Origin of the sequence: Lysinibacillus sp. HST-98 (genome assembly GCF_016757845.1) — a bacterium.
In the GTDB taxonomy this organism is placed as follows: domain Bacteria; phylum Bacillota; class Bacilli; order Bacillales_A; family Planococcaceae; genus Lysinibacillus; species Lysinibacillus capsici.
Window position 1 is genome coordinate 194,141 of record NZ_JAENHX010000008.1, and the last position, 17,198, is coordinate 211,338.

Annotated in this window: 16 protein-coding genes, 1 rRNA gene and 1 pseudogene; 15 read left to right on the forward strand and 3 right to left on the reverse strand. The window is 37.5% G+C overall.

Features of this window, described 5'->3' with window-relative positions; all coding sequences use genetic code 11:
• Window positions 1-15: 15 nt before the first annotated feature.
• The 10 genes from rpsK to JIN86_RS17810 all read left to right on the forward strand — a co-directional run bounded on the left by rpsK (window position 16) and on the right by JIN86_RS17810 (window position 10,110).
• Window positions 16-405, forward strand: coding sequence for a 30S ribosomal protein S11 (gene rpsK, locus JIN86_RS17765; RefSeq protein ID WP_004233731.1), 390 nt, complete (start codon window positions 16-18; stop codon window positions 403-405).
• Window positions 406-544: 139 nt separating this feature from the next.
• On the forward strand, window positions 545-1,489 hold the full coding sequence (locus tag JIN86_RS17770; protein ID WP_004233733.1) for a DNA-directed RNA polymerase subunit alpha: 945 nt from the start codon (window positions 545-547) through the stop codon (window positions 1,487-1,489).
• A gap of 57 nt (window positions 1,490-1,546) precedes the next feature.
• Window positions 1,547-1,927, forward strand: coding sequence for a 50S ribosomal protein L17 (rplQ, locus tag JIN86_RS17775; protein ID WP_004233734.1), 381 nt, complete (start codon window positions 1,547-1,549; stop codon window positions 1,925-1,927).
• A 425-nt stretch (window positions 1,928-2,352) separates the two neighbouring features.
• Complete coding sequence (locus JIN86_RS17780; protein ID WP_202342486.1) at window positions 2,353-3,198, forward strand: energy-coupling factor ABC transporter ATP-binding protein; 846 nt, start codon at window positions 2,353-2,355, stop codon at window positions 3,196-3,198.
• Entirely contained in the window at window positions 3,174-4,046 is an 873-nt protein-coding gene (locus JIN86_RS17785) for an energy-coupling factor ABC transporter ATP-binding protein (protein WP_009374005.1), read from the forward strand. The genes JIN86_RS17780 and JIN86_RS17785 overlap by 25 nt, the downstream gene beginning before the upstream one ends.
• On the forward strand, window positions 4,043-4,840 hold the full coding sequence (locus tag JIN86_RS17790) for an energy-coupling factor transporter transmembrane component T family protein (RefSeq protein WP_004233739.1): 798 nt from the start codon (window positions 4,043-4,045) through the stop codon (window positions 4,838-4,840). Before JIN86_RS17785 ends, JIN86_RS17790 begins: the two co-directional genes overlap by 4 nt.
• A gap of 13 nt (window positions 4,841-4,853) precedes the next feature.
• Window positions 4,854-5,594, forward strand: a complete 741-nt coding sequence (truA, locus tag JIN86_RS17795) for a tRNA pseudouridine(38-40) synthase TruA (RefSeq protein ID WP_202342487.1) — start codon at window positions 4,854-4,856, stop codon at window positions 5,592-5,594.
• 178 nt (window positions 5,595-5,772) lie between these two features.
• Window positions 5,773-6,210, forward strand: a complete 438-nt coding sequence (rplM, locus tag JIN86_RS17800) for a 50S ribosomal protein L13 (RefSeq protein WP_004233742.1) — start codon at window positions 5,773-5,775, stop codon at window positions 6,208-6,210.
• A 25-nt stretch (window positions 6,211-6,235) separates the two neighbouring features.
• Window positions 6,236-6,628: a 30S ribosomal protein S9 gene (rpsI, locus tag JIN86_RS17805; RefSeq protein ID WP_004233744.1), complete on the forward strand. Its 393-nt coding sequence runs from the start codon at window positions 6,236-6,238 to the stop codon at window positions 6,626-6,628.
• A gap of 428 nt (window positions 6,629-7,056) precedes the next feature.
• Window positions 7,057-10,110, forward strand: a complete 3,054-nt coding sequence (locus JIN86_RS17810; protein ID WP_328003736.1) for a hybrid sensor histidine kinase/response regulator — start codon at window positions 7,057-7,059, stop codon at window positions 10,108-10,110.
• 297 nt (window positions 10,111-10,407) lie between these two features.
• Here the strand turns inward: JIN86_RS17810 and JIN86_RS17815 are convergent, their stop codons facing one another.
• Window positions 10,408-11,013, reverse strand: coding sequence for an ankyrin repeat domain-containing protein (locus JIN86_RS17815; RefSeq protein WP_004233751.1), 606 nt, complete (start codon window positions 11,011-11,013; stop codon window positions 10,408-10,410).
• A gap of 586 nt (window positions 11,014-11,599) precedes the next feature.
• Between JIN86_RS17815 and JIN86_RS17820 the strand changes: the two are divergent.
• The 3 genes and pseudogenes from JIN86_RS17820 to JIN86_RS17830 all read left to right on the forward strand — a co-directional run.
• Window positions 11,600-12,427: pseudogene (locus tag JIN86_RS17820) on the forward strand (DUF4822 domain-containing protein); the annotation flags it as partial.
• A gap of 130 nt (window positions 12,428-12,557) precedes the next feature.
• Complete coding sequence (locus tag JIN86_RS17825) at window positions 12,558-13,271, forward strand: N-acetylmuramoyl-L-alanine amidase (protein WP_004233756.1); 714 nt, start codon at window positions 12,558-12,560, stop codon at window positions 13,269-13,271.
• Window positions 13,272-13,343: 72 nt separating this feature from the next.
• Window positions 13,344-14,399: a P-loop NTPase gene (locus tag JIN86_RS17830; protein WP_004233758.1), complete on the forward strand. Its 1,056-nt coding sequence runs from the start codon at window positions 13,344-13,346 to the stop codon at window positions 14,397-14,399.
• Window positions 14,400-14,454: 55 nt separating this feature from the next.
• Here JIN86_RS17830 and gerD read toward each other — a convergent pair whose 3' ends face one another.
• The gene (gene gerD / locus JIN86_RS17835; RefSeq protein ID WP_004233763.1) at window positions 14,455-15,063 is read right to left on the reverse strand and encodes a spore germination lipoprotein GerD; all 609 of its coding nucleotides are present in this window, start codon (window positions 15,061-15,063) and stop codon (window positions 14,455-14,457) included.
• A 149-nt stretch (window positions 15,064-15,212) separates the two neighbouring features.
• On the opposite strand from gerD, the gene JIN86_RS17840 reads away from it, so the two are divergent.
• Entirely contained in the window at window positions 15,213-15,887 is a 675-nt protein-coding gene (locus tag JIN86_RS17840; RefSeq protein WP_009374014.1) for a KinB-signaling pathway activation protein, read from the forward strand.
• 37 nt (window positions 15,888-15,924) lie between these two features.
• Here the strand turns inward: JIN86_RS17840 and JIN86_RS17845 are convergent, their stop codons facing one another.
• On the reverse strand, window positions 15,925-16,581 hold the full coding sequence (locus tag JIN86_RS17845) for a hypothetical protein (RefSeq protein WP_237497334.1): 657 nt from the start codon (window positions 16,579-16,581) through the stop codon (window positions 15,925-15,927).
• A gap of 268 nt (window positions 16,582-16,849) precedes the next feature.
• Between JIN86_RS17845 and JIN86_RS17850 the strand changes: the two genes are divergently transcribed.
• Window positions 16,850-17,198 (forward strand): 16S ribosomal RNA (locus JIN86_RS17850); the annotation flags it as partial.

Sequence of the window (17,198 nt, forward strand, 5' to 3'; positions counted from 1 at the left end):
AGGTTCCTTCTTAACATGGCTCGTAAACAACAAACTCGTAAACGTCGTGTGAAAAAGAATATCGAATCTGGTATCGCACACATTCGTTCTACATTTAACAATACAATTGTAACGATTACAGATATGCAAGGTAACGCTGTATCTTGGTCAAGTGCTGGTGCTCTTGGTTTCCGTGGTTCACGTAAATCTACACCATTCGCTGCTCAAATGGCTGCAGAAACTGCTGCTAAAACATCCCTTGAACATGGTCTGAAAACGTTGGAAGTAACTGTTAAAGGTCCTGGTGCTGGTCGTGAAGCTGCAATTCGTGCACTTCAAGCTGCTGGTTTAGAAGTAACTGCTATTAAAGACGTTACTCCAGTTCCTCATAATGGTTGCCGTCCGCCAAAACGTCGTCGCGTGTAATGGGTGCGTCTCATATTGTATGAGAACATCATTTTTTGTACAGACTGTCTTGTGCAGATAATAAACGATACGTCATTGACGATCGAATCTATGATGGAAAGAACCTATACATTCGATGTTTTGAAGGAGGGTAAATAAAATGATCGAAATTGAAAAACCAAAGATTGAAACGGTGGAGATCAGCGAAGATTCCAAATATGGAAAGTTTGTTGTAGAACCGCTTGAACGCGGATATGGAAACACTTTGGGTAATTCTTTACGTCGTATCCTTCTGTCTTCATTACCAGGAGCTGCTGTCACTTCAATTCAAATTGATGGTGTTCTTCACGAATTCTCAACTGTAGAAGGCGTAGTAGAAGATGTAGCTTCAATCATTTTGAACGTGAAAAAACTAGCTCTTAAAATCTACTCTGACGAAGAAAAAGTTATTGAGATTGATGTTAAAGGCGATGGTACAGTTACGGCTGCTGACATTACACATGACAGTGACGTAGAAATTTTAAACCCAGATCTATATATTGCAACAATCGCTAAAAACGGTCATTTACGTATGCGTATGTATGCACAACGCGGCCGTGGTTACACTCCTGCTGATCAAAACAAACGTGAGGATCTTCCTATCGGCGTGATCCCGATCGACTCTATTTACACTCCAGTATCACGCGTCAATTTCCAAGTGGAAAATACTCGTGTTGGTCAGTCCTCTGACTACGACAAACTTTCTCTTGATGTGTGGACAGATGGCAGCATCGGTCCGAAAGAGGCGATTTCGCTCGGAGCAAAAATTTTAACCGAGCATCTTAACATCTTCGTTGGCATGACAGATGAGGCACAAACTGCTGAAATCATGGTCGAAAAAGAAGAAGATCAAAAAGAAAAAGTTTTAGAGATGACTATTGAAGAACTTGATCTTTCTGTTCGTTCTTATAACTGTTTAAAACGCGCTGGTATTAATACAGTACTAGAACTTGCGAATAAATCAGAAGACGATATGATGAAAGTTCGTAACCTTGGACGTAAGTCATTAGAAGAAGTAAAAGCGAAGTTAGAAGAGCTTGGTTTAGGATTACGCAAAGAAGACTAAGCGATTTAAACACAACTAACAAGATCAGATTTTTTTCTATAAAGGAGGGAAACATCCATGGGTTACAGAAAACTTGGTCGTACAAGTTCTCAACGTAAAGCGATGTTACGTGACTTAGCTACTGATTTAATCATCAACGAGCGTATCGAAACTACTGAGGCTCGCGCTAAAGAAGTACGTAAAGCTGTTGAAAAAATGATTACTTTAGGTAAACGCGGAGATTTACATGCACGCCGTCAAGCAGCTGCATTCATCCGTCGTGAACTAGTAACAACGACTGATGCAGAAGGTAACGAATCAACATCATTTGCACTTCAAAAGTTATTTGATGATGTTGCGCCACGTTATGCTGAGCGTCAAGGTGGTTACACTCGTATTCTTAAAGTAGGTCAACGTCGTGGCGACGGTGCACCTGTTGTTGTGATTGAACTAGTTTAATCATAAGAGAAAACTTGTGGTGAAGAGGGTGGGAATCACCACCCTCTTTCTTTATAAATGATTTATACGACAAATAATTAAGCTGAGCGTTATGATGAGCGGACACTTATTCGTGTGGCGTCTCGTTTAGCTCTCCGCACCTCATTCAGGAGAAATAAGGGCTTGAGCACCCATATTTCTTGTAAATGTAACGACTAGCGCATTTCTATCGAATGAGGTGCGCGCTTTTTTATTAGATTAGATGGCGCCAATTTGTGGTGCTTTTTTTCATATATGGGTGTTATTTTGTTATTTACAAAACCAATATCAATTTGAGTTGTTATTGTAGTATTTTTCTTTTACCGACATACGGATTGTAGTAGAATTCATACATAAAAAAGTGTAAGTTAATTAGTAGAGCTGAGCGTAGGAGAGGAGTTCTAGATATGTCTGAAATTTTATCTTTAAATAATGTAACTTTTTCATATACACCAGAAAATCCAAATAGTCGTAATGCTGTTGGAAATGTTAGCTTTGCGGTGGAAGAAGGTGAATGGATTGCTATTGTAGGACATAATGGTTCTGGTAAATCCACCATTGCCAAGCTGATGAATGGTTTATTGTTTCCTCAACAGGGAGATGTACGAATACTGCGCGAACCCTTGAATGAAGAAAATCTTTGGGAATCTCGCTCTTTAATGGGAATGGTTTTTCAAAACCCTGACAATCAATTCGTTGGAGCAACGGTACAGGATGATGTAGCATTTGCTTTGGAAAACAACGGTATCCCCTTTGAAGAAATGGTAAAACGTGTACATGCGGCACTCGAACAGGTAAAAATGAGTGAGTTCTTAGACCATGAGCCACATCATTTATCTGGTGGACAAAAACAGCGTGTAGCCATTGCTGGGGCACTTGCATTAAAGCCGAAGCTTTTAATTTTAGATGAGGCTACATCCATGTTAGATCCTCAGGGTCGTGCAGAGGTTTTACAAACGGTTCAAACATTACGTGCAGAAACAGGATTAACAGTATTATCTATTACTCATGATTTAGAAGAGGCAATGTTAGCGGATCGTGTTCTTTTTATGAATGATGGTAAGAAATTTGCAGAAGGTACACCTGCTGAAATCTTTGCACTTGGGGACAAGCTAGTTGAATTTGGACTAGATTTGCCATTTGCCTTGAAGTTATCAAAGCTATTGCAAAAGGAAGGTGTTCCATTAATGGGGCAACATATGACAGAAGAAGAGTTGGTGAATGATTTATGGACATCAAACTTCAACAAGTAAGCTATGCCTATGCACAAGGAACACCCTTTGAAAAACGGGCATTATTCGATGTGGATTTTAACATTCCATCTCATACTTATCAAGCGATAATTGGCCATACCGGTTCTGGAAAATCTACGATTCTGCAGCATTTTAACGCGCTTCTAAGACCTACTTCAGGAGAAGTACATATAGGAGATCGTCAAATTGTAGCTGGGAAAAAGGCAAAGGATTTAAAAGCTGTAAGACAAAAGGTTGGCATTGTCTTTCAATTTCCAGAGCATCAACTATTTGAAGAAACCGTGTTGAAGGACATTATGTTTGGCCCAATGAACTTTGGTATATCAGAGGAGGAGGCTGAAGCTCGTGCAAGAGAACTTGTCAGCTTAGTTGGTTTGCCAGATAACGTTTTGGATAAATCACCGTTTGATTTATCAGGTGGTCAAATGCGTCGAGTAGCGATTGCAGGTGTTTTGGCGATGGACCCTGAGGTTATTGTCTTAGATGAACCGACAGCAGGTCTTGATCCACGAGGTCAAAAAGAAATTATGGATATGTTTTATCAGCTCCATCAAGAACGTCATCTTACAACCATTCTAGTAACCCATAGTATGGAGGATGCCGCTCGATATGCAGATAATATTGTGATCATGCATGAAGGAAAGAATGTTTTAAGTGGATCACCACGAGTTATTTTTAAAGATGTTGAAACATTAAAGAAATTCCGTTTAGAGCCACCACGTATTGTTCGCTTTCAGCAAAAGATTGAGCACATGATGGGGCATTCCTTGTCTAAGATTTGCTTAACAGAGGAAGAGCTTGCTGCTGAAATTGCTCAAGCACTTAGAGAGGAGCGTGCAGAGTCATGATGGAAAAAATGATCTTTGGTCGCTTCTTACCTGGTGATTCACCGGTACACAAACTTGATCCACGATCAAAGCTGATCTTTGTGTTCGCCTTTATTATTATTGTGTTTTTAGCCAATAATACCGTGACATATGCTATGTTACTCGCATTCACGCTACTGATTGTATTAGTATCGCGTATTCGTCTATACTTTTTAATAAATGGACTCAAACCAGTACTCTTTTTAATGGCCTTCACATTCCTGCTCCATATTTTTATGACAAAGGAAGGCGTCCCTGTGTTTGAATCTAAATTCATTACGATTTATGACGAAGGGATTAGGCGGGGAATATTTATCTCAATTCGTTTTCTAGTATTAGTATTTATGACGTCAATCTTAACGTTAACTACATCACCGATTTCCATTACGGACGGTATCGAGGTTCTACTGAATCCCTTAAAAGCAATAAAAGTACCCGTTCATGAATTGGCTTTAATGATGTCCATCTCATTACGTTTTATTCCAACCTTAATGGATGAGACGGATAAAATTATGAAGGCACAAATGGCAAGGGGTTCTGATTTATCATCTGGACCAATTAAGGACCGTATAAAGGCTGTAGTGCCATTGCTTGTGCCTCTCTTTGTCAGTGCATTTAAACGGGCTGAAGATTTAGCAACAGCGATGGAAGTAAGAGGCTATCGCGGTGGTGAAGGACGCACTAGGTACCGTAGGTTAAAATGGGATATGGGGGACACATTTGCGATTGTGTTATTAGTAGCAATAGGCGTATTGCTATTCTTCTATAGAAGTTAAAGGAGTAGGCTATATGCGACGATTAAAAGTAATTATAAGCTATGATGGCACACTTTTTTCGGGCTATCAGGTACAGCCAGGGGAGCGCACAGTGCAGGCTGAGCTTGAACGTGTTCTAGCCATTATGCATAAGGGAGAACAGGTTAAGGTAACTGCAAGTGGTCGTACAGATGCTAAAGTACATGCGACAGGGCAAACATTGCATTTCGACACATCACTTGCGATTCCAGCAGAAAAGTATCGAAAGGCTTTGAATGTGCAACTGCCAAGAGATATTCGTGTATTATCGGTAGAGGAAGTGGCACATGACTTTCATGCGCGTTACGATGTGGCTGGCAAAAGATATCGCTATATTTGGTCTTGTGAGCCTATCCAAAGTCCATTCCGCAGATACTATACAGTGGAGACAAATGGGGTCAAACCTAACGTAGAGGCGATGCAAGAGGCAGCTAAGGCTATTACTGGTACACATGACTTTTCTTGTTTTTGTGCGGCGAATACAAGCGTGAAAGATAAAGTACGCACAGTAACATTGTTGCAATTTGAATGGCATGGTGAAGAGCTACATATGGTGATTGAAGGGAATGGCTTCTTATATAATATGGTACGTATTATTGCAGGTACTCTTTGGGAGGTTGGGATAGGTCGACGTAAGGTTGACAATGTGTACCAGGTAGTTGCTTCAGGTAATCGTGATAAGGCGGGAAAAACCGCACCACCACAAGGGCTATACTTAGAAAAAGTGTTCTATTAGTGGCGTTCTACAATTCTGAACAACTTCACCAGGTGTTTAATGAAATTGCTTGACTTTAAAAGTCATTCATTATATGATAACAGATGGTATTTTCATTACCACCACAAATAAGCCCCGAAACTTATAGTGTAGTCTAATGAAAAATAACGGTAATCGAATCGATTAGGAGGATATATACATGCGTACAACATTCATGGCTAAAGGTCACGAAGTAGACCGTAAATGGTTAGTAGTTGATGCAGAAGGCCAAACTCTTGGACGTTTAGCTTCTGAAGTAGCTGCAATCTTACGTGGTAAACATAAACCAACATTCACACCAAACGTTGACACAGGTGATCACGTAATCATCATCAACGCTGACAAAATCCATTTAACTGGTAACAAATTAGAGGGTAAACTATACCGTCACCACACTCAATTTGCGGGTGGTTTAAAAACACGTACTGCTGGTGAAATGCTAGATAAGTACCCAACAAGAATGATCGAATTAGCAGTTAAAGGAATGCTTCCTAAAAACTCTTTAGGTCGCAAAATGTTCACTAAACTTAATGTTTACACTGGAACAGAGCATCCACATGCTGCACAAAAACCAGAAGCATACGAGCTTCGCGGATAATATAAATTAAGAGGAGGATATTACTTTGGCACAAGTTCAATACATCGGCACTGGTCGCCGTAAAAGCTCTGTAGCTCGCGTACGTTTAGTACCAGGTACAGGTAAAATTGTTATCAACAAACGTGAAATCGAAGAATACGTACCATTCGCTGCATTACGCGAAGTAATTAAACAACCATTAGTAGCTACTGAAACTACAGGAAGCTATGATATCCACGTAAACGTTAACGGTGGTGGATACACTGGTCAAGCTGGTGCTGTTCGTCACGGTATCGCTCGTGCTCTACTTCAAGTAGACCCAGATTTCCGTGCTGCATTAAAATCAGCTGGATTACTTACTCGTGATTCACGCATGAAAGAACGTAAAAAACCAGGTCTACGCGGCGCTCGTCGTGCACCTCAGTTCTCAAAACGTTAATATCGTTGTTATATCAACGATTTCAAGCTCTTCTCAGGTTTACCTGAGAGGAGCTTTTTTTACGTTGATAACAAAAATAATACCCCTTGATTAAAAATCAATGTAGTTTTGAAAAAGGGAAAAGAGATTTGAAGCAAGAATGGATGAAAACTATTAAGAATTTCAGCATTACTTTGTAGATACATGTGAGAAGCCTATGAGACATTCGCGAGGATCACTTAATGTCAAACATCATTCAAATCAGTGATAGTAATCCATACTAGACGATGCATTTACAATATAGTTTGTTCAGAATTTGTTTAACAGCCCTATGATAGGATGCGTAAGAGGACCGACATGAGAAATACAGGTGATGGTCATATTGCATAATGGATTTCATTCTAGTTTGATGTTACATATAATTGTGTTCAAGTAGGGGAGGGGTGAAAGTGAAAAAAAATATTAGCATTACTTTGACCATTATCATGCTATTTATTATCGTATATTTTATTGGCAATGGAGAGTATTTTGTTAGTAGTAGTCAGCCGATTGCGCAGAATGGGATCGTTACGATTGAAGAAAAAGAACTACAAGAAAAGACTATTTTAAAACTAGATGGAGAATGGTCTTTCTATCCAAATATCTTAATATCATCAAGTGACTCATTCAACGCGTATGAGAGCAAGAAAATACCAATTAAGGTGCCAGATACTTGGAATAGCTTTGTAGAACCAAATGAGGAAGGACTTACTGTAGGGACGTATCATGTTAAGATAAATGTACCAGTTGAAGGGGAATATGGATTATACATTCGTTCAATTCGTCAATCTAACCGTGTTTTCATAAATGGAGAAGATGTAGGTAGTATGGGGAATCCGAGTGAAACCTTAAAGGCCTTTAAGTTCGAAAATGATGATAAATATACGGTGTTTGCACAAAGTGAGAATCTAATGCTTGATATAGTAATTCATGTTGGAAATTATAATTATCCAAAAGCTGGTATTACTTTTCCTATTGAGTTTGGAACAAAGGATGCTATTCAAAGAGATTTTAGCATGAAAATTTTAGCAGAATCGTTTGTATGTATTGGTTATATTGTATTCGGTGCGATTTATATTATATCGTATAGTCAAAATCGGAAGCGTAAAGAAGAATTGTTTTTGGGGTTATTCACTATATTATTTGGACTGTACATGTCGTTTACTAATGAAAAAATATTTTTTCTTATTTTTACACATTTAACTATAAATGAGCAAGTACGTTTACAATTAGGGATTTTACCACTTGTTGATGTTTGTTTAGCATTATTTCTCTTTTATTTGTATCCAGAGTTTATGAGGAAAAAAGCGATTTATATTATTAGTATTTTGTTAGGTTTACTTTTTTTTATCTATGGGGTTTACAACCCGATTACAAAAAATAGTATGAATATACCAATAGAAAATCTAGTTCTATCACAAATAATCTTTGCAGTAATTTTTATTCCAGTTGGGCTTTATAATGTGTTTGTGCTATTACGTGTGCTTATGAAAGGTGTAGATGGCTCACGTTATATTCTAATTCTTTTAGTATCTCTTACTTGTTATACTTTTTTAATGGTAATGTATTACATTTTTGATATACCTATGGTTTATAGTGAACAATTATTGTTTATTTTTACACTATATAGTTTTGCATCTCTGCTTAGCTTCCGAGCAAATACATCTTTTAAGGAAGTTCAAGCGTTATCGGAAGAGCTCTTGATGCATAATCAAATGAAGGATGAGTTTTTATTGAAAACGTCTCATGAATTACGTACGCCTTTAAATGGTATTTTAAATATATCCAAATCATTAATGGAAGGTTTACAAGGACCTTTAAAGCGTGAGCAACAAGAAAATGTCATTTTAATACATAATGTCGCGCAACGTTTAGGTTATTTAGTAGAGGATTTATTGATCTCTTCGAATCATATGACCAGAGAAGTTCGTGTTACCCCTCGTGTTGTGCCGATAAGCGTAATTGATGAAGTAATTGAGGAAATTCGTAGTTTACTGTCGAGTGATACATCCATAAGGTTAATCAGTGCAGTAGATTCTAATTTACCTCATATGTATACAGATGAATTACGATTGAAACAAGTGCTTTATAATTTACTCTATAATGCTCTGCAACATACAAAGCATGGACAAATTACAGTCTTAGCTAGTGTACGTAATGATTATATGGAAATACAAGTAAGCGATACTGGAATTGGTATACCATCACAAGACTTAGATCGAATTTTTAATTCCTTTTATCAAGTAAAGAAAGATAAAAAAAGTGGGGGACTTGGGTTAGGATTGAGTATCTCAAAAAATATAGTAGAACAGTTAAATGGAGAAATTCATGTAACAAGTACATTAGGTGTTGGAACAATTTTTACTTTTACGGTGCCGCTTGCCACACTCGAAAAACTAGATATTGAAACACAACAACAGATGGGCAATCGAGCAGATAATATACTACAGCTAGATTTACCATTATTGCATAAAGGTAATGACAAAACCATACTCATTGTTGATGATGATCATGTAAATATAAAAGTACTAGTGGACGCATTAATTCAAAAAGGCTATACCGTTATTGGGGTAGATAATGGGTTTGATGCGATGGAATATGTAAAGAAACATAAAGTAGATTGCATGTTAGTTGACTTAATGATGAATGGTATGTCAGGCTATGAATTATGCAAACAAGTACGAAAGCAATACGATATGTTGGAATTACCGATTATTGTATTAACAGCAATTATGCAGCATTCAGATTTAGTGTTATCTTTACAAGTCGGGGCAAATGATTATCTGCAAAAACCGATTGCGATGGATGAATTACTAGTGCGTATTCAATCATTACTAGCAGTTCGACAATCTTCCATTGATGCGATTGAAGATGAAATGAATTATTTATATGCGCAAGTAACGCCTCATTTTGTCTACAATACACTTAATACTATTATCGGCTTAAGCTATACAAATATAGAAAATACACGAGAGGCTTTATACAGTATAGCAACCTATTTCCGTGCCAAGCTGAATGTCCATTATCGTAACAGCATGGTTTCAATAGAAGACGAAATAGATCTTGTAAAAGCATATCTCTATATTGAAAAAATGCGCTTTGGTGATCGTCTTACAGTTGCGTATGATATAGATGAGTCCATTCAATCTTTGATTCCAGCATTATCAATTCAGCCTATAGTTGAAAATGCAGTTTTTCACGGGATTTCGAAGAAAAAAGAAGGTGGTACTATTGAGGTGAGTGTGCAACGAGAAGGTCAATTTATACGTATTAAAATTGATGATAATGGGGTCGGTATCTCAGAAGAAAAGTTGCAACGATTAGTAAATGAAGAAAACTCACGTATTGGATTTACGAATCCTTTGAAAAAATTTAAGCTTATGAGAAATGCCAGTTTTCGTATATATAGTGAAGAAGGTAAAGGAACTACTGTTATTATTCTATTACCAGAAGAGAATTCGTAACCTTTACAAATGGCGTACCGTTTAAAGATGATTTGGTCTTTACGGAGTCAGAGGCAGACAAAACATCTATCCTAAGGCTCTTTCTACTTTCGAGGAAAGAGTCTTTTTGTCATTCCATCATAAAAAGCAATCTTTGAAGTAACCTCAAAGATTGCTTAACGTTATTTCTTATGAAACTGCAGGTGAAATGGATGCAGCTGGTCAGCTAATTCCGAAGTGAGGCCATCTAGAATCGTATCTTGAAGGTTACATCTCTCTAGGATGCTTTCTTGAATCATGAAAAAACCTCCTATAGTGTTAACTGTTGTTTCGTTCGCGTGTAGCTTCTTTTAGAATTTGCTCAATCTCATAAAAGCCTAGCTTTTTTGCATGCTGCAATGGTGTGACACCATCTTGATCTCCAATAGTTATATCAGCACCATGATCCACCAATAATTGCACAATTTCTTGATGTTTCTCCCCGCCATTGCCTAATATGACTGCCTCCAATAGAGCTGTCCAATGCAAATTATTAATGTGATTGACATGAATGTCCGAGTGATTAAGTAGCTCTCGGACCACCTCAACATGTCCACGTTCGGATGCAGGGATGATGGCAATTCCACCAAAGCGATTAGTTAGCTTTGTATCTGCCCTTGCAGATAGGGCAAGTTTAACGATTTCTAAATAGCCTGATGCCCCTGCATGTAAAAGTACGTTTTCAAGGTTATTATCTCTAATATTAATATCAGCACCATGTTGAATGAGCACCTTCACAGTATCCACCTGGTTATTATAAGTGGCAGCTAAGACAGGGGTTCTTCCATTGTGATCCGTTGTATTAATATTGATGCCTTTTTGCAGAAGTGCTAATACTTTATCAGTATCACCGTTCGCTGCTGAAAGTATTAATTGATCATTCATTTTTCCACCCTCTTTTCTTTGGTTTAAAACAGCCAAATGACTAATGGTATATCACTGTAGCCTACTTTTCCGTTTATAAAAATATGGTAACATGTTGCGAATTATACGAGTAATATTAAAAAGATATGCTAGGCTTAGCTTTTTCCTATAATAAATAATGTTGAGGTACTCGTTTGTGAGAAATGTCCATCACCCATAAATTAAGTATATGTAGAAAAAAGTAAATAGCTTTTTACATAAACCTCACTATTAGTGTGCAGATTTTATATATATTAAAAATATTTTCGTATAAGTTTATGTTTTTTTAAGAAATTATTTAGGGGGAGTTTAATATTCCACTTTAATATAGTTTTTAGAAGGTACAACAAATCTTTCATTTTTAAATATTGTCATGATGGGTTTGATGTAACTCAAAATATAAACGAACCGATGGAGGTAAGTAGGTATGAAAAAATTATTAATAGTATCTGTTGCAGCTATTGCATTACTGGCAGCATGTCAAGATAAAGAGCCTGCTAAAGGCAATAAGACAAATAGTGAGGAAGTTAAAACAGAAAGTGCTGCAACAGAAAATACTTCCAAAGAGCAATTAACAAAGGGACAAGAAATGGCTAATATTCTAAGTGGTACAAATTGGCAAGGAACAAAAGTTTATGATCGAGATAACAATGATTTAACTGCGGAGAACGCAAACTTCATTGGCTTAGCAAAATATGATGCTCAGACAGGTCATTATGAGTTCTTTGACGCTGCTACTGGTAAAAGCCGTGATGATAAAGGGACATTCTTTATCACAAACGATGGGAAACAAAGAATAGTAATTTCAGAATCAAAAAACTACCAAGCTGTTGTCGAGATCACTGAGCTAAACGATAGTATCTTTACTTATAAGAGAATGGGTAAAGATGCTGCGGGCAATGATGTAGAAATATTCGTGGAACATATTCCATATAAAGAAAAAGAACTGGCATTTACTGATTCCGATAAAACGTTAGATGCTTCAACAGGTGAAATAGCTACAGACGTTGACGGAGATAAAATTCTAGCTGATACACTATGGCATGGAACAGTTGTGTTAGATGAAGCGGGTAATGATGTAACAGAATTCAATTCAAATTTCATTAGCATTGCAAAGTATGATGCAAATACAAATTAATATGAGTTCTTTAATCCTGAAACAGGTGAAAGTCGTGGAGACTATGGTTACTTTGATGTTACTCATGATAATAAAATAAGAGCGCATGTTTCTGTCGGTGATAATAAGTATGGTGTAGCTCTTGAAATTACAGAAATCAACGATAAGAAATTCACATATAAACGAACAGGTAAAGACAAAGATGGCAATAATCTAACTGTATTTGTAGAGCATGAGCCATATACAGGTGAATTTAGTCCTAATTTTACAATCCAATAAAATTGTTCTTCCTCCCTTAATATAGAAGAAATTAAAACTCTCAAGTTTGTGACTTGGGAGTTTTTTTTACTTTCTGGCATAGTTCATCGACTAATTTCGTACACTAAATGTAAAAGGGTGGTGGATATGGGTGAAGCGCTGGCTTGCACTAGGAGTGATTATGCTTATGAGTATAGTGGTCGTGGCATATGAAACAAATGCTTCGGACCGTAACTTCTTCTTACCGGACCCACTTGGTGGCATAAAGATTGTCATTGATGCAGGGCATGGTGGTGAGGATGGAGGAGCTTCAAAGGGCGAAGTGATTGAAAAGGATATTACACTTGCAATTGCTCAGCATGTAGAGAAGCAATTAAAGAAAAAAGGCGCAACGGTTATAATGACACGAACAAAAAATGGGGATGTAATCGATGAGCATGCGCCATCAGAAAAATATGGAACAATGAGAGAACGGAAAAAACAAGATATCTTCCTAAGAAAGGATATCGTGGAAAAAGAAAAGCCTGATGTATTTATAACTATTCATGCAAATGCCATACCTGAAACAAAATGGCGTGGCGCACAGGTATTTTACCATAAGGAAGGACATGCTGATGGAGAGATTCTTGCCAAGAGTATTCAACAATCCATTCGCACCAATTTAAAAAATACAGATCGTGAAGCATTGTCTATTAAGCAAATCTATTTATTGAAGAAAGCGGAAGTACCTGCAGCTTTAGTGGAGACTGGTTTTATTAGTAATGATGAGGAACGAGCATTATTAGTGGACAAAAACTATCAAGAAAAAATGGCAGATGCCATAGTTGAAGGTATAGAAGACTATTTATTAGCCAAAATTGAGTAGAGCAACATCTACAACGTAAATCAAATCATTATGATATACTAATATTGAGACAATATAAGGGGAGTGTTCGTCGTGATTACTGAACAACAAGTACGAGAAATACTGGGACAACTACAGGATCCATTTTTACATAAATCGCTTGCAGAAACAGATGGTATTACGAACGTAGCAATAAAAGAAGAAAAAAATCATGTCAGTGTAAAAATTGCCATTGCCAAACTGAATACACCAGAACAATTACAGCTACAAATGAAAGTTGTTGAGGTGTTGAAAGAAGCGGGTGTAAACACTGTTGGTATTCGTTTTGAAGAACTATCTACAGAGAAATTACAAAGCTTCCGTGGCACAGCAACAGAATCGGAAGCACAAGATATTTTATCGCCATTAAGCACAGTACAAGTAATTTCAATTGCTTCTGGTAAAGGTGGAGTTGGTAAATCGACAGTATCAGTTAACTTAGCTGTAGCTTTAGCTCGACTAGGAAAGAAAGTCGGCTTAATTGACGCAGATATTTATGGATTTAGTGTACCTGATATGATGGGTGTGACGGATATGCCTAAGGTAGTCGATAATCGTATTTTCCCAGTAGATCGCTTTGGGGTAAAAATGATTTCAATGGGCTTCTTTGTAGAAAATAATGCACCGATCGTATGGCGTGGACCAATGCTAGGTAAAGTATTAGATCAATTCTTCCGTGATGTTGAGTGGGGTGAATTAGATTATTTATTATTAGATTTACCTCCTGGCACAGGTGACGTTGCATTAGATATCCATCAAATGTTACCATCATCAAAAGAAATTGTTGTAACAACACCACACCCAACAGCAGCATTTGTTGCAGCTCGTGCAGGGGCAATGGCGCTTCAAACAGACCATGAAATTTTAGGAGTTATCGAAAACATGGCTTGGTTTGAATCTAAATCAGGTGACCGAGAATTTGTCTTTGGGCAAGGTGGAGGACCAAAGCTAGCTGACGAACTACGTACAGAGTTGCTTGGACAAATCCCGCTTGGGCAACCAGATTGGACAGATGAAGATTTTGCTCCTTCTGTATACGCTGAAAAACATACAACAGGACAAATTTATTTAGACATTGCGACGAAAATCATCGATAAATTAAATAAATAATAAAAAACGGATTTCCACCAATTTTAGGGGGAAATCCGTTTTTACATTACCAAGGTTACTCGGTACTTTTTTGTCCCTTATCCGATCCGCCACCACTATCGCCACTCGCTTCTTTCTTATCGCCACTTCCTGATGAACCGGTTTCGCCACTTTTCTTAATAAGTTCCTGCCATTTCGATTGCATTAAAGGGCTTTCGATCGTTTCCTTTACAACTTCCTCCATTTGCTTTCGCATATTGGATGATTTAAGGATAGTCTCCAACTGCTTTTGCATATCGGGTTGCCCGAAAAATGCCTCCATATCCTTTTGGAAAGTCGGATCTTTTATTAAGTTCTTCATAATATCCTGTTGCTGTTTTTGCATACTTTTCGCAACAGTTTCTTTAAACTTTGGATCTTCGAAGGTTTTTTTCCAAAAGTCTTCTGCTTCCTTGGAAAGTAAAGTTTCCTCGGTAGCCTTTTTCACTTCATCATGCTCTAAAATCAAGAGCTCACGGAAACTCGGCTCTTCTAAAAGCTGTCGCAATGCCTTTTTACCATCCTCTGTTTGTAAAGAGTCAATCATGATTTTTTTTATTTCATCATAGGACATGGTAGAGGTTTTATCTTGTGAACAGGCAGAAAGAAAAAGCATTAGAATCAATAATAAGGTGAATTTTCGCATCGACAATCAGTCCTTTCTCTAGATAGACTCTTTCAATTATTGTTCACATTTCTCAGGACTTTATGTATTCGTTAGGATGAGAAATAGCTTTTTTAACAAGGCATTGATAAAATAAGGACAGATATTGAGAAATTGGGGGACTTTTAGTTGTGACGATACGAAATTGGGCAAAGTTTTTCTTCTTTGCAATGCTCGTTGGTGGTGCAGTCAACGGAGTTTTTAGTTTATTTATTCGCTGGGAATTCTTCCAACCATACATAGCAAACGGTCAATGGGGTGAGTTTTTCGCTGGACTTTTATGGATGGTTTTCTTAGGGTTTACAATGAGTGTTATAGCGCAAGCTGGCTTTTTTGCTTATTTAACACTTCATCAGGTAGGTGTTAATATTTTTAGAACACTGACATTATGGAATTGGGTACAGCTATTATTAATTGCCATAACGATTTTCGATATAATTTTCTTCCGCTTTATTCCTGGTGTGAAGGATGGGCAAAGCTGGTTGTTCTATGTAGGATTATTAATTGTCCTCATTTTCGGGGCCATAGCAACAGCTGTTCAAAAAGTAAAATTAACAGGGAAAAAACATGTAATGATTTCGGCACTATTCTTTATGATTGTCATCACAACGTTGGAGTGGACAATTGCATTGATGGGCCGCGATGAAAATATTAATGAGTATGTTGCGCTTTTATTATTCCCATTATTGGCGGTTAATGCGTATCAATTATTAGTATTACCTAAATATAATGCAAAATCCGATGAAGATCGTCAAAAATTAGAAGCACGACGCAAAGCTCGTCGTGAACAGGCTAAAAACGCATAAGGAAAAAAATTGCCTCGCTGTAGTGGAGGCAATTTTTTTATGGCGCTTTTTTAGTTTGGACTTTATAACCAAATATATTTTCTTCAATCGACATAAACTTATGTTGTTGTATGAGAGTGTTAAGCTCTTTAAAGGATATTTGATTATTTTGATGGAGCGGGAAAAAGACAAAATCACCTTTTTGTAATTTCGGAGTTTTCTCACCTTGCCAAATAAGCGAAGGAGATAGTAAATTCATTTGTTGTTGGAATAAGGTTTTCTGTAAATCCTGTGAATATTGATGATTTCGGGTAGCAAACCATAAAGGTTTTTCTTTTAAATATTTTTCGTAAGTATCAATATCCTTTTGGATGAGCGCAATGTCAACGGGTTCTTCTAGTGAATCATCCGGCCCAAGTAATCCTGTAGGCAATTTTCGTTGTTGGATAATTTTTAAATGATCGGGTGACCGTTTTATCCAATCAGCATCTAAAAGTAGAAGTGGATAAGGCTCCTTCACCGTTTGGAGCCATTCTAATAGAGAGTCATCAGAGAAAGAGATCTCTACAATAAGAGATGTGCCATAATGTCCTTTCGTGACCACTACTGGTGCATTCGCAATATTAAATACAGAAATCATCGTTGAATTTATAGGCTTTAAAAAGGCAAAGAGCATTACAATTAAAAGCAGTGAAATCAACGTTTTACGGACCATAATGATAACCTCGTTTCTAAAATTTAAAATAAAAAATGTATCTCTTTAAAAAAACTTATGATTTAGTGTTGACTTTCATGAATAATCGATGTTATTATGTATAAGTCGCCAAGAGGTGACAACGAAATAAAGAAACATGAACCTTGAAAACTGAACAAGCAAAACGTAATCAATAAATTTTTAAGTAGCTAGCTTTGCTAGTGAACGAAACACAATTTTGGACATCAAACATGATGCCAGCAAAACAATTTGAGCTAATCAAATTTCTTTTATGGAGAGTTTGATCCTGGCTCAGGACGAACGCTGGCGGCGTGCCTAATACATGCAAGTCGAGCGAACAGAAAAGGAGCTTGCTCCTTTGACGTTAGCGGCGGACGGGTGAGTAACACGTGGGCAACCTACCTTATAGTTTGGGATAACTCCGGGAAACCGGGGCTAATACCGAATAATCTCTTTTGCTTCATGGCAAGAGACTGAAAGACGGCATCTCGCTGTCGCTATAGGATGGGCCCGCGGCGCATTAGCTAGTTGGTGAGGTAACGGCTCACCAAGGCGACGATGCGTAGCCGACCTGAGAGGGTGATCGGCCACACTGGGACTGAGACACGGCCCAGACT

What these genes read in the sequence shown, in the direction of transcription:
- gerD (WP_004233763.1), bottom strand. Translation starts at nt 15,063, where the DNA reads ATGCGAAAATTCACCTTATTATTGATTCTAATGCTTTTTCTTTCTGCC.
- truA (WP_202342487.1), top strand. Translation starts at nt 4,854, where the DNA reads ATGCGACGATTAAAAGTAATTATAAGCTATGATGGCACACTTTTTTCG.
- JIN86_RS17780 (WP_202342486.1), top strand. Translation starts at nt 2,353, where the DNA reads ATGTCTGAAATTTTATCTTTAAATAATGTAACTTTTTCATATACACCA.
- JIN86_RS17845 (WP_237497334.1), bottom strand. Translation starts at nt 16,581, where the DNA reads ATGGTCCGTAAAACGTTGATTTCACTGCTTTTAATTGTAATGCTCTTT.
- JIN86_RS17790 (WP_004233739.1), top strand. Translation starts at nt 4,043, where the DNA reads ATGATGGAAAAAATGATCTTTGGTCGCTTCTTACCTGGTGATTCACCG.
- JIN86_RS17815 (WP_004233751.1), bottom strand. Translation starts at nt 11,013, where the DNA reads ATGAATGATCAATTAATACTTTCAGCAGCGAACGGTGATACTGATAAA.
- rpsK (WP_004233731.1), top strand. Translation starts at nt 16, where the DNA reads ATGGCTCGTAAACAACAAACTCGTAAACGTCGTGTGAAAAAGAATATC.
- JIN86_RS17785 (WP_009374005.1), top strand. Translation starts at nt 3,174, where the DNA reads ATGGACATCAAACTTCAACAAGTAAGCTATGCCTATGCACAAGGAACA.
- rplQ (WP_004233734.1), top strand. Translation starts at nt 1,547, where the DNA reads ATGGGTTACAGAAAACTTGGTCGTACAAGTTCTCAACGTAAAGCGATG.
- rplM (WP_004233742.1), top strand. Translation starts at nt 5,773, where the DNA reads ATGCGTACAACATTCATGGCTAAAGGTCACGAAGTAGACCGTAAATGG.
- JIN86_RS17770 (WP_004233733.1), top strand. Translation starts at nt 545, where the DNA reads ATGATCGAAATTGAAAAACCAAAGATTGAAACGGTGGAGATCAGCGAA.